The organism is Variovorax paradoxus (genome assembly GCF_024734665.1).
Taxonomy (GTDB): Bacteria; Pseudomonadota; Gammaproteobacteria; order Burkholderiales; family Burkholderiaceae_C; genus Variovorax.
The window spans coordinates 4,349,903-4,361,710 of record NZ_CP102931.1; the positions used below are offsets into that span (position 1 = coordinate 4,349,903).

General features: G+C 68.2%; 13 protein-coding genes. 8 read left to right on the forward strand and 5 right to left on the reverse strand.

The annotated features are described in order from the left end of the window. Position 1 precedes the first annotated feature (1 nt). From NWF24_RS20540 to NWF24_RS20550, 3 genes are read right to left on the reverse strand one after another with little or no spacing between them, the layout of a single operon-like run. Entirely contained in the window at positions 2-475 is a 474-nt protein-coding gene (locus NWF24_RS20540) for a (2Fe-2S)-binding protein (RefSeq protein WP_258350137.1), read from the reverse strand. 32 nt (positions 476-507) lie between these two features. Then, complete coding sequence (locus tag NWF24_RS20545; RefSeq protein ID WP_258350138.1) at positions 508-864, reverse strand: c-type cytochrome; 357 nt, start codon at positions 862-864, stop codon at positions 508-510. Next, positions 861-1,712 (reverse strand): SDR family oxidoreductase, encoded by an 852-nt coding sequence (locus NWF24_RS20550; RefSeq protein ID WP_258350139.1) that lies wholly within the window; start codon positions 1,710-1,712, stop codon positions 861-863. Before NWF24_RS20550 ends, NWF24_RS20545 begins: the two co-directional genes overlap by 4 nt. A 162-nt stretch (positions 1,713-1,874) precedes the next feature. Here NWF24_RS20550 and NWF24_RS20555 point away from each other — a divergent pair, with 162 nt between their 5' ends. The 3 genes from NWF24_RS20555 to NWF24_RS20565 are packed head-to-tail and all read left to right on the forward strand — an operon-like array spanning position 1,875 to position 4,520. Beyond that, positions 1,875-2,792 carry an AraC family transcriptional regulator gene (locus NWF24_RS20555; RefSeq protein WP_258350140.1) on the forward strand — a complete coding sequence of 306 codons (918 nt, stop codon included), beginning with the start codon at positions 1,875-1,877 and terminating at the stop codon, positions 2,790-2,792. A gap of 52 nt (positions 2,793-2,844) precedes the next feature. Beyond that, positions 2,845-3,870, forward strand: a complete 1,026-nt coding sequence (gene miaA, locus NWF24_RS20560) for a tRNA (adenosine(37)-N6)-dimethylallyltransferase MiaA (protein ID WP_258350141.1) — start codon at positions 2,845-2,847, stop codon at positions 3,868-3,870. Further along, positions 3,867-4,520 (forward strand): ABC transporter ATP-binding protein, encoded by a 654-nt coding sequence (locus NWF24_RS20565; RefSeq protein WP_258350142.1) that lies wholly within the window; start codon positions 3,867-3,869, stop codon positions 4,518-4,520. The genes miaA and NWF24_RS20565 overlap by 4 nt, the downstream gene beginning before the upstream one ends. A gap of 4 nt (positions 4,521-4,524) precedes the next feature. On the opposite strand, the gene NWF24_RS20570 is transcribed toward NWF24_RS20565, so the two are convergent. Then, positions 4,525-5,484 (reverse strand): threo-3-hydroxy-L-aspartate ammonia-lyase, encoded by a 960-nt coding sequence (locus NWF24_RS20570; RefSeq protein WP_258350143.1) that lies wholly within the window; start codon positions 5,482-5,484, stop codon positions 4,525-4,527. Positions 5,485-5,599: 115 nt separating this feature from the next. On the opposite strand from NWF24_RS20570, the gene NWF24_RS20575 reads away from it, so the two are divergent. The 5 genes from NWF24_RS20575 to NWF24_RS20595 all read left to right on the forward strand — a co-directional run bounded on the left by NWF24_RS20575 (position 5,600) and on the right by NWF24_RS20595 (position 10,290). Beyond that, positions 5,600-6,304 carry a GntR family transcriptional regulator gene (locus tag NWF24_RS20575; RefSeq protein ID WP_258350144.1) on the forward strand — a complete coding sequence of 235 codons (705 nt, stop codon included), beginning with the start codon at positions 5,600-5,602 and terminating at the stop codon, positions 6,302-6,304. Beyond that, positions 6,301-7,176: a phytanoyl-CoA dioxygenase family protein gene (locus tag NWF24_RS20580; RefSeq protein ID WP_258350145.1), complete on the forward strand. Its 876-nt coding sequence runs from the start codon at positions 6,301-6,303 to the stop codon at positions 7,174-7,176. The genes NWF24_RS20575 and NWF24_RS20580 overlap by 4 nt, the downstream gene beginning before the upstream one ends. A gap of 4 nt (positions 7,177-7,180) precedes the next feature. Next, positions 7,181-8,542 (forward strand): NAD(P)H-dependent oxidoreductase, encoded by a 1,362-nt coding sequence (locus tag NWF24_RS20585; RefSeq protein WP_258350146.1) that lies wholly within the window; start codon positions 7,181-7,183, stop codon positions 8,540-8,542. Between the two features lie 156 nt (positions 8,543-8,698). Then, on the forward strand, positions 8,699-9,061 hold the full coding sequence (locus NWF24_RS20590; protein WP_258350147.1) for a YciI family protein: 363 nt from the start codon (positions 8,699-8,701) through the stop codon (positions 9,059-9,061). Continuing rightward, on the forward strand, positions 9,058-10,290 hold the full coding sequence (locus NWF24_RS20595; protein WP_258350148.1) for an RNA polymerase sigma factor: 1,233 nt from the start codon (positions 9,058-9,060) through the stop codon (positions 10,288-10,290). The genes NWF24_RS20590 and NWF24_RS20595 overlap by 4 nt, the downstream gene beginning before the upstream one ends. A gap of 30 nt (positions 10,291-10,320) precedes the next feature. Here the strand turns inward: NWF24_RS20595 and NWF24_RS20600 are convergent, their stop codons facing one another. Continuing rightward, complete coding sequence (locus NWF24_RS20600) at positions 10,321-11,745, reverse strand: serine hydrolase domain-containing protein (protein ID WP_258350149.1); 1,425 nt, start codon at positions 11,743-11,745, stop codon at positions 10,321-10,323. Between the last annotated feature and the right edge of the window lie 63 nt (positions 11,746-11,808).

Consider the following 11,808-nt stretch of genomic DNA (forward strand, 5'->3'; position numbering starts at 1 on the left):
TTCAGGCGAGGGTCTTGGCCGCATCGGCCACGGCGGCGCGAATGCGGGCGTAGGTGCCGCAGCGGCAGATGTTGCCGACCATGGCCGAATCGATCTCGTCGGCGCTGGGCTGCTTGCCCCGGGGCAGCGATTTGAGGAAGGCAGTCGCGCTCATGATCTGGCCGCTCTGGCAGTAGCCGCACTGCGCCACGTCGTGCTTGACCCATGCGGTGTGCACGGCCGCACCGACCCGGTCGCTGCCGCCGGTGGTCGCTTCGATGGTCGTGATCTTCTTGCCCTCGGCGGCGGAGATGGGCGTGATGCACGAACGGATGGCCTGATCGTCCAGATGCACGGTGCAGGCGCCGCACAACGCGGCGCCGCAGCCGAACTTGGTGCCGGTCATGCCCAGCGTGTCGCGCAGGGCCCAGAGGATGGGGGTGCCGGGGTCGACATCGACCGTGTGTTCACGGCCGTTGATGTGGAGCGCGCTCATGTTCGGTTCTTCCTGGGTAGGTTGGATCGGATTCACTTGGCGCCGTCGAGCAGCCATTGCGCGAGCGACTGCACGTCGGCATCGGGGATCTGGGTTTGCGGCGGCATCGGCATCGCGCCCCACTTTCCCGAGCTGCCGGCCTTGATGCTTGCAGCCAGCTGAGCGGCCGTTCCCTTTCCTTCGCCGTACCTCGCCCCAATGTCTTTCCACGATGGGCCTACCACTTTGGCCGTGGCCTGGTGGCATGCGACGCACGCGTACTTCTGCGCCAGCGCCTGGCTGGCCACTGCGCGTGCCGGCCATGCAACGACGCTCACGCCAATACCCAGCGCTACGACGAGGGAAGCGGTAAAGGAACGCTGGACGGTTGCGATGCTGTCGTTGGTCATTGCTGTTTCCGGTCGTCGTAGGCAAGAGACGTGGACAAGTCGCGATGCGCGCCAGCCTGTGCAAGCAGCGCGTTGGCCTTGGCTTCGAAGGTCTGCACGGCATCGGCACCTGCGGCGAACCGGGCCGGCGGCTCTTCGAGCGCGGCAAGCCGCACGATGGCGTCTGCGAGCTTGGCGGGGTCGCCGCCCTGCTTGCCGCTCATGCTGCTCCAGGCTGCAACGGTTTCCCTGGTGCGCTCGGCGTAGTCGTCGATGTTCGGCTCGGCGAAAGTGGTCGAACCGGCGGTGAGCAGCTCGGTGCGGAAGAAGCCTGGCTCTACCAGCATGGTGCGTATGCCGAAGGGAGCAAGCTCAGGGGCAAGCGACTCCATCCATCCTTCGACGCCAAACTTTGCCGCGGCATAGGCAGTGCAGAACATTCCGCCGGCAATCCCCGCAGTCGAAGAGATGGTGAGCACCAGACCCGAGCGCTGCTTGCGCATCATCGGCAGCACGGCGCGGGTGACGTTCATCGGGCCGAACAGCAGCGTCTCGATCTGGTTGCGGACCTGCTCTGGGCTCAGCTCCTCGAAGAAGCCGGCGTAGAAGTTGCCCGCGTTGTTGACCAGCACGTCGATGCGCCCGAACTTCGCAATGGCGACTTCCACCGCGGCCTTGGCGTCGTCGAGGCGGGTGACGTCGAGCTTGACGCTCAACAGGTCTGCATGGTCGCCGATGGCCGCAGCCACCTTCGCAGGGTCACGGCCAGTGGCCACAACGGCGTGGCCTGCGGCCAAGGCGGCCTTGGCGATGTCGACGCCCAAGCCCCGGCCCGCGCCGGTGATGAACCAGATTTTCTTGTCAGTCATGGGGAGTTCCTTTCGGTTGGTGCCAGTGTCTGCCCGGGACCCGTCGACTCGTTTGCCGAAAGCGCGCGTGTTCTTGCCTGAAACGACGAGACCGCGCCAGAAACGCGGGCCGGGCGAAGTGCGCGAGCTAGACTTTGTTCGAGCACCCCCGAAAGGATTCAAATGGAAGCGCCGCAGCTGACGCAGCAAAGCGAATCGGCCGTCCTGAGCGGCTTGGCCAAAGCGGTCGGAAGCGTTGTCAAAAATGACGGCGACTTCATCACCGCCATTCCCGAACTCTCGCTCCACCGTCGCAGCGCCGCGACCGAGCCTGTTCATTGCATCTATGGCTTTGGCGTGGGGATCACTGTCAGCGGGAAGAAGCGGGTTGCGCTCGGCGAAGAGGTTTTTGACTATGCCGCGGGGCAATCGCTGCTGACGACGGTTGACCTCCCCGTCGTGGCACATGTCACCCAGGCCAGCGCCGCGCAGCCATTTCTGGGCCTCATGCTCAAGCTCGACTCGCGCGCTATCGTGCAGGCAGCTGCCGAGATGGCGTTGCCCCAACCGACAAAGGACTACAGCTATCGAGCCATGTCGCTCGGCGATCTCGATCCGACACTGCTTGGCACAGTGACGCGGCTCGTCGAGCTGCTTGCCGAGCCCAGGCTGATTCCCCAGATCGCTCCGCTGCTTCAACAGGAAATCGCCGTTCGCCTGCTCGCCGGGCGCCACGGCCAGCAGTTGCAGCGCCTCGTGGCAGTCGGCTCTCCAGGCCAGCAGGTGACGCAGAGCATGGCCTGGCTCAAGATGAATTTCACGCAGCCTGTGCTGGCGGACGATCTGGCCGCTTCCGTGCACATGAGTCCATCGACGTTCCGGCAGCACTTCCGTGCCGTGGCGGGCATGAGCCCCATGCAATACCTGAAGCAGCTGCGCCTGCAAGAGGCCCGGCAACTGATGCTGAACCAGGGCATCGATGCCGGCACCGCAGGAGTGCGCGTGGGATATGAAAGCGCCTCGCAGTTCAGCCGCGAATACGCCCGCCTGTTCGGGGCGCCACCGCTGCGCGACATCAAGCGGATGCGGGAAACGACCTGAGCAAGACCCGCGCTGCAGACCGGCGCGCGCCATTTGCTACCCTCGGCGCATCATGTTTCCCAGCTCCGCACCGGCCGCCGAGGCCGCTCCCCCGGCATCGCCCGCCGCTGCGCGTTCCGGTCCGCCGCGCTATGTGGCGCTCGCCGGCCCCACCGCTTCAGGCAAGACGGCTGCCGCATTGGCGCTGGCGCGGCTGCAGCCGGTCGAAATCATCAGTGTCGATTCAGCGCTGGTTTACCGCGGCATGGACATCGGCACCGCCAAGCCCACGGCCGCCGAGCAGGCTGCCGCGCCGCATCACCTGATCGACATCCTCGATGCGCGCGACAGCTACAGCGCAGCCGCCTTCGTGGCCGACGCCACGCGGCTCATCGGCGAGATTCGCGCGCGTGGCGCGCTGCCGCTGCTGGTGGGCGGCACCATGCTGTATTTCAAGGCCCTGTTCGACGGCATCGACGCCATGCCCGCAGCCGACGCCGCGGTGCGCGCGCGCATCGATGCCGATGCCGCCACGCTCGGCTGGCCCGCCATGCATGCGCGGCTTGCGCTGGTCGACCCGGTCACGGCCGCGCGGCTGGCACCGCAGGACAGCCAGCGCATCCAGCGCGCGCTCGAAGTGTGGGAAAGCAGCGGCCAGCCGCTGTCGAGCTTTCATGCGAGCGACAACAAGACTGCCAGCGCGGTCGAAGGCGGCGTGCTGTTCTCGCTCGAACCGACCGACCGCGCCTGGCTGCACGCGCGCATTGCCGAGCGCTTCGATGCGATGCTGGCAGCCGGCTTCCTCGACGAGGTGCGCGCCCTGCGCGCGCGCGGCGACCTGTCGACCGACCTTCCCTCGATGCGCTGCGTCGGCTACCGGCAGGCATGGGAAACACTCGATGCCTGCGGCGACGCCGCGCCCGACGCCCGGGCCATCGCCGGCCTGCGCGAACGCGGCATCGCCGCCACGCGCCAGCTTGCCAAGCGGCAGATCACCTGGCTGCGCAGCATGCCGAAGCGCACCGTGATCGCCTGCGACGCCCCCGACGCGGCGCAGACCGCCGTTCAACTGATCGCCAAGACCACTCAACTCGGATGACGCTGCGCATTTCCAACCTCGGCAAGCACTACGGTGATGCGCCTGTCTTCGAGAATGTGACGCTCGGCGTCGAGCCCGGCGAATTCGTCGCCATCGTGGGCGAATCGGGCGTGGGCAAGTCGACGCTGCTCAACTGCATGGCCGGCCTCGACAGCTGGGACCAGGGCACGGTGACGCACGACGGCACCGACATCGGCGCGCTCGACGGCGAAGCCTGCGCGCTCTGGCGGCGGCGCCACGTGGGCTTTGTGTTCCAGGCCTTCCATGTGCTGCCGCACCTCGACGTGGCGCAGAACGTGTCGCTGCCGTTGATGCTGCTGGGCCAGCAGAAGGACAACGATGGCCGCGTCGCCCACATGCTCGAAGCGGTGGGCCTGCCCGGCATGGGCGCGCGGCTGCCGCAGACGCTGTCGGGCGGCCAGTTGCAGCGCGTGGCGATTGCGCGTGCGCTGGTGCACCGCCCCGCCCTGCTGCTGGCCGACGAGCCCACGGGCAACCTCGACCCGACCACTGCAGCGAAGGTGATGGAGCTGCTGATCGGCCAGACCCGCGAGCACGGCGCGTCGCTGGTGCTGGTGACGCACTCGGAGAGCGCGGCCGCCCGGGCGGATCGCCTGCTGCACCTGACGGCCAGCGGCATCCGCGCCTGAAGAATTACGCCGACAGGAGCGCCGCGTAGCGCGACAGGTCGACGTTGCCGCCGCTGATCACGATGCCCACGCGCTTGCCGGCAATCGCCTTGCCCGCCGCGATGGCGCCCGCAAAGGCAAGGCAGCCGGTCGGCTCCACCACCATCTTCATGCGCTCGGCAAAGAAGCGCATCGCATCGACGAGTTGCTCGTCGGTAACAGTGAAGATGTCATCCACGTCGCGGCGGATGATGCCGAAGGTGTACTCGCCCAGGTGCTGCGTCTGCGCACCGTCGGCAATGGTCTTGGGCGTTTCGATGTGCACGATCTTCCCCGCGCGAAACGACTGCTGGCCGTCGTTGCCCGCCTCGGGTTCCACGCCGTAGACCTTGCAATCAGGCGCCAGCGCACGCGCCGACAGCGCCGAACCCGACAGCAGCCCGCCGCCGCCCAGGCACACGAAAAGATGGTCGAGCGGGCCGGTTTCCTCGATCAGTTCCTTCACCGCCGTGCCCTGCCCCGTCAGCACGTCGGGATGGTCGTAGGGCGGGATCATCGTCATGCCGCGCTCCTGCGCCAGCTTCTTGGTGAGCGCCTCACGGTCTTCGGTGAAGCGGTCGTACATCACCACTTCGGCGCCGTAGCCCTTGGTGGCGGCGACCTTGGCGGCCGGTGCGTCTTTCGGCATGACGATCACGGCGGGCATCGCCAGCAGGCGCGCCGACAGCGCGATGGCCTGCGCATGGTTGCCCGACGAGAACGCGATCACGCCGCCCTTGCGCTGCGTGGCGTCGAACTTCGACAGCGCATTGAACGCACCGCGAAACTTGAACGCGCCCATGCGCTGGAAGTTCTCGCACTTGAAGAAGAACTCGGCGCCCCAGCGCTCGTTGGCGGTGGTGGAGCGCAGCACCGGCGTGCGGTGGGCATGGCCTTCGAGCCGCGCGGCCGCGGCGATGACGTCGTCGTAGGTAGGTAGTTGCATGTGTCCGAGCTTAGCGGCGGCTTGCAATTTTTTGCAGCCCCGATGGGTAAAAACCCGGGATACGCGTCGGCCGTGAACTCCGTACTCTGTATACAGAGTTCAAAGAAAGCCGCCCATGCCCGCCCAGCTCGTCAGCATCGAAGCCGCCCCCGACCTCGTCGATCAGGTCTACCGCGCCCTGCTCGGTGCCATCAGCAGCGGCACGCTCGCGCCTGGCGAACGCATCACGCAGGAAGACATCGCGCAGCGCCTCTCGGTGTCGCGCCAGCCCGTGCTGCAGGCGCTTCGGCTGCTGAAAAAAGACGGCTTCGTGCTCGACGCGCCCGGCCGTGGCGTGCTGGTGGCGCCGCTCGAAGCCGAGGCGATGCGCAAGGTCTACCAGGTGCGCGGCGCGCTCGATGTGCTGGCCGCTCGGCTGGCGGCGCAGCAGCGTTTTCGCATCGACCCGAAGCTCATCGAACGCGGTCGGCGCGCAGCGCGCGGGCGCAATGTCGAAGCCATGATCGACGCCGACGTGGCCTTTCACCAGGCCATCTACGAGGCATCGGGCAACCCACTGATCGGCCAGAGCGCCGATCCGCACTGGCGCCACCTGCGCCGCGCGATGGGCGCGGTGCTGCAGGCCGAGCCACAGCGCGAATCGCTGTGGGACGAACACGAGGCCATCGCCACGGCCATCGCCGCCGGCAATGTCGAGCGCGCCTCGCGCCTGAGCGAAGAACACGTCTCGCGGGCCAGCGAGGCACTGAGCGAACGGCTTGCGCAGCAACTGGCGCGAGCCGCATCCCCCACCCCCACGAAAAAAGGAGACAAGGCATGAAGCTGACCCCCGAGCAACGCGCGCAGTTCGAGCGCGACGGCTATCTGTTCTTCCCCGGCCATTTCTCGGCCGAAGAGACGAAGGTGCTGACCGACGCGGTGCCCGACCTCTACAGCAGGCGCGAAGCCTTCAACGTGCGCGAGAAAGGCTCCAACGCCGTGCGCACGAACTTCGCCGCGCACCTCATCAGCGAGCCCTTCGCGCGGCTGGCGCGACACCCACGCATGGTGGGGCCGGTGAGCGATCTCTTCGAGGAAGAGGTCTACATGCACCAGTTCAAGATCAACGGCAAGATGGCCTTCGAAGGCGACGTGTGGCAGTGGCACCAGGACTACGGCACCTGGCTCAACGACGACCTGATGCCCACCGAGCGCGCGATGAACGTCGCGATCTTTCTCGACGAAGTGACCGAGCACAACGGCCCGCTGATGTTCATTCCGGGCAGTCACCGCAAGGGCGTGGTCGATGCGAAGCATGACCTCACGACCACCAGCTACCCGCTGTGGACCGTGGACAACGAGCTGATCCGCCAGCTGGTCGATCGCGCCGGAGGCAGGCACGGCGGCATCGTCTCGCCCAAGGGCCCGGCCGGCTCGATGATCCTGTTCCACAGCTGCCTTGTGCATGCCTCGGGCAGCAACCTCTCGCCCTTCAACCGCGTGGCGGTGTACCTGAGCCTGTGCGCGGTCAGCAACCACATCCGGCGCCACAAGCGGCCCGAGTACATCGCGCACCGCGACTTCACGCCCATCGAGATGCTGCCCGACGACTGCCTGCTGAAGCCCTACCCGGTCGATGTGCCGTGGAAAAACGGCCTGCCCGAGAGCGCGCTGCGCACCTCGCTCGACGTGCTCGACACCGCACAGGCCTAACCCCATGAGCCTGCACACCCGCCTGCAACAACGCGCCGCCGAAGGCCGCCCCATCCGCATCGGCCTGATCGGCGCCGGCAAGTTCGGCTCGATGTACCTCGCGCAGATTCCGCGCACGCCCGGCGTGCAACTGGTGGCGATTGCCGACCTGTCGCCCGACGCCGCCCGCGTCAACCTCGAACGCGTGGGCTGGCAACCCGAGCGCGCCGCTGCCAGCTCAGTGCAAGAGGCGCTGAAGCAAGGCACCACCTGGATCACCGACGACTGGCAGGCCGTGACGCGCGAGCCTTCCATCGACATCGTGGTCGAGTGCACCGGCAACCCCATCGCAGCAGTGGACCACTGCCTCGACGCCTTCGCGCACGGCAAGCACGTGGTGAACGTGACGGTCGAGGCCGACGCCTTCTGCGGCCCGCTGCTCGCGCACAAGGCGCAGCAGGCCGGCGTGATCTATTCGCTGGCCTTCGGCGACCAGCCCGCGCTGATCTGCGACCTGGTCGACTGGGCGCGCACCTGCGGCTTTCCGGTGGTGGCGGCCGGGCGCGGCCACAAATGGCTGCCGCACTTCACCGAATCGACGCCCGAGACGGTGTGGGGCAACTACGGCCTCACGCCCGAGCAGGCGAAGCGCGGCGGGCTCAACCCGAAGATGTTCAACAGCTTTCTCGACGGCTCCAAGCCTTCCATCGAAAGCTCGGCGGTGGCCAACGCCACCGGGCTCACGGTGCCTTCGGACGGCCTGCTCTATCCGCCCGCGAGCGTGGAAGACATTCCCTTCGTCACGCGGCCCAGGAGCGAAGGCGGCGTGCTCGAGCGCAAGGGCATGGTCGAGGTGGTGTCGTCGCTCGAAGCCGATGGCCGGAAGATTCCCTACGACATCCGCATGGGCGTGTGGGTCACGGTCGAGGCCGAGACCGACTACATCAAGAACTGCTTCGAGGAATACAACGCCCACACCGACCCGAGCGGGCGCTACTTCACGCTCTACAAGCGCTGGCACCTGATCGGGCTGGAAGTCGGCATGTCGGTGGCCAGTGTGGCGCTTCGCGGCGAGCCCACCGGCGTGGCCACCTGCTGGAACGCCGACGTGGTCGCCACAGCCAAGCGCGACCTCGCGGCGGGCGAGATGCTCGACGGCGAAGGCGGCTACACGGTCTGGGGCAAGCTGCTGCCGGCCGAGCGCTCGCTGCGCCTGGGCGGCCTGCCGCTCGGGCTGGCGCACAACGTCAAGCTGGTGCGCCCCGTGAAGAAGGGCCAGAGCCTGAGCTGGGCCGATGTGGCAATCGACACGACGACTGCCGCCTACAAGCTGCGCAACGAGATGGAAGCCATGTTCGCGCCCTCCATCAGGGCCAGGGCGGCATGACGGCCTAGGGCATAGGTGGTGCAACCGTTGCGCCAAACGGCAATCACATAAAAAATAATCTGCTCGACACGAACCCCGTGTCGAAATGACCGCCGGCGGGCCGTCATTGTGGTGAGCGATCTTGCTCAACAGCCTTTTCCTTGACGGAGAGACACCATGCAGTACATGTTGATGTTCTATCAGCCCGCGGCCGAATTCGAACAGCGCGACGACGCGTCCTCGCAGGCCTACCGGGCCAGCTGGATCGCGTATGCAGACGCCGTGCGCCAGGCCGGCATCTCGCTCGGCGGCCACGGCCTCTTCCCGCCCATGACCGGCACCACGCTGCGCGTGCGCGGCGACAAGCGCCAGGTGCAGGACGGCCCCTTCGCCGACACCAAGGAGCAGCTCGGCGGCTACTTCGTGGTCGACGTGCCCGACATCGACGCCGCGCTCGAATGGGCGGCGCGCGCGCCCTGCGCGACCAGCGGCGGGGTGGAGATACGGCCTGTCTTCATGGCGACGGCTGTAGCAGCATGAGCGAGCCGGCGGCTCACCGGGCCGCCGAACGTGCGGCGCGCGATTCGTACGGGCGGCTGCTGGCCATCCTGTCGGCGCGCACGCACGATATCGCCGCATCGGAAGACGCGCTCGCCGACGCCTTTGCGCGAGCGCTCGAACGCTGGCCCGCCGACGGCATTCCCGTGCAGCCCGATGCCTGGCTGCTGAGCGTGGCACGGCACCGCAAGCTCGACGCCTGGCGCCACACCCGCGTGCAGGACGCCGCCACGCAGAGCCTGCTGCTGCTGGCCGGCGAGGTCGACGAAGGCACCACCGACGGCGCGGCCGTGCCCGACGAGCGACTGCGCCTGCTGTTCGTGTGCGCGCACCCGGCCATCGATGCGCCGGCGCGCGCGCCGCTCATGCTGCAGACCGTGCTCGGCCTGGATGCGGCGCGCATGGCCGGCGCCTTTCTCACCGCGCCGGCCACGCTCGGCCAGCGGCTGGTACGCGCCAAGGCCCGTATCCGCGCGGCCGGCATTCCATTCGAATACCCGCAGGCGCGCGACCTGCCGCAGCGGCTGCAGGACGTGCTCGACGGCATCTACGCCGCCTACGGCACCGGCTGGGACGACGTGGACGGCGCCGACGCCCTGCCCCGCGGCCTCACGGCCGAGGCCATCGACCTCTGCCGCATCCTGTGCGGCCTGATGCCGAACGAGCCCGAGCCACTGGGCCTGCTGGCGCTGATGCTGTTCTGCGAAAGCCGCGCCGCGGCCCGGCGCAGCGAGACCGGCGCCTACGTGCCGCTAGACCAGCAGGACCCGCTGCGCTGGGACCCGGATCTGCTCGCGAAGGCCGAGCGTTGTCTGCGGCGGGCATCGGAAATGAAATCTCTCGGCGCGTACCAGCTTGAAGCGGCCATCCAATCGGCCCACTGCGAGCGCCGCGTGGGCGCGCCGGTGGAGCCCGAAGTGCTGGTGTCGCTGTACGAAGGCCTGCTGGCGCTGCGGCCGAGCATCGGCGCCCAGGTCAGCCGAGCCTGCGCGCTGGCAAACGCGCGCGGCCCCGAAATCGGCTTGCGGGCGCTCGAAGCTATTCCCGCGCTGGAGGTGGCGAACTACCAGCCGTTCTGGGCAGCACGTGCGCATCTGCTCGCGGCCGGCGGTGCACGCTCCGCCGCGCGCCAGGCCTATGACCGCGCCATCGGACTGAGCGCCAGCGCGGCAGTTCGTGCGTACCTGCATGCGATGTCGGATCGGCTCTGAGCGGCCGGCTCTTCGGTGAATCCGCCGTAGTCACTCCTGCGGTACGGCGACGGCCTCACCCACCCGCTTCGCATCGAGCTGGCTGCCACCCTGCGTCAGCGACACCGCAACCACCGCATTCCCCGCATCCCGCCGGAACACGAACTGCGCCCCGATGCCAGTCACGGCAAACCGGTCATTACCCGTAGGCGTGAGCGCGTTGTAGCCACGCCCGGTCTCGCGCACCAGCAGCTTGCCGCTGCGCACGGTGAAGCTCAACGACTTGGTCTTCGTCACGCGGAACTCGCCCTTGTAGTCCTCCAGCCGCTTCGGATCGACCGGCACTTCCACTGTCGGCACCGGGTAGCGGCTCTTGCCGATGGCCAGCATCACGGGCTGCATCGGCGCGCGTGCGTTGCTGCTGAGCACGATCAGCGCTTCGCCGGTATCGGGCGCGAGCAGCCATAGCGTGCGGTAGCCCTCGGTGACGCCGGCGTGCCAGTAGGTGCGCCGGCCGCCTTCGGGGCCGCGCACCATCACCGCGTAGCCGATCTCGGCGCCCTCGTAGCGCGCCAGCGGCGTAAGCATGCGCGCGGCGGCCGGGCCGAGCGGGCCGCCAGCGCCCGCGAGGATGGCGCGGCTGAAGGTCATCATGTCGGCGGCGGTGGAGCGCAGCGCGCTGGCCGGCGCGTAGGCCAGCATGTCGAACAGCGGCTGGCGGCGGTCGCCTGCGAAGGCCGGGGCCATGCGCGAGGCCTTGTCGCCGAGCGAGATGACGGTGTCGTTCATGCCCAGCGGCTCGGTGATGCGCGCGCGCACCAGTTCGCCCCACGAGGTGTTGTAGTGCTCGGCCAGCAACTGGCCGAGCAGCGCCATGCCGAAGTTGCTGTACGCGCCCTCGCACGGCGGTGCGGCGGCAGTGAGCTTGATGCGCGCGAGGGACGCCCAGAACATGGGCTTGTCGAAGGTGCGGAACTGTTCGGCGAGCGGCGCGCCGCCCGTTACGCCATCGGCCATCACCGGCATGCAGCCCGTGTGCGTGACGAGCTGGCGCAGCGTGACCGAGGCCACCGCGGACGAGAGGCCTTCGACCTTGCCGGCGAGCAGCTTGCCCACGGTGTCGTCGAGCTTCAGGTCGCCGCGCTCCACCGACTGCGCAAGCAGCAGGCCGGTGAAGACCTTGGTGACGGAGCCGATCTCGAACATGGGCTGCTCGGCGCTGCCGGCCGCGATGGCGCGCGGCGACGACGGAGGCTCGGGGTTGTAGGCGGCGCCGTAGGCTGCCTGGCCGTTGCGCAGCGTGCCCACCACCAGCGTGCCCCGCTCGGCGCCAAGGGCGGCTTTGGCCAGCACCGCCGGGTCACTGGCGAGTGTCAGGGGCTGCTGAAGCTGTGCGGCGGCGTGGCCTGCCAGCAGTGGTGCGAGGAGCCAGGCCGCAAGCCAGGGGCAGTACAGGGCACGGGGCAAGAGCCGCATCGTCAGGTTCCTCAGGCGTCGTCGAAGAGGCGCCATCGTGCCACGGCGGCGTAACACCGCGTG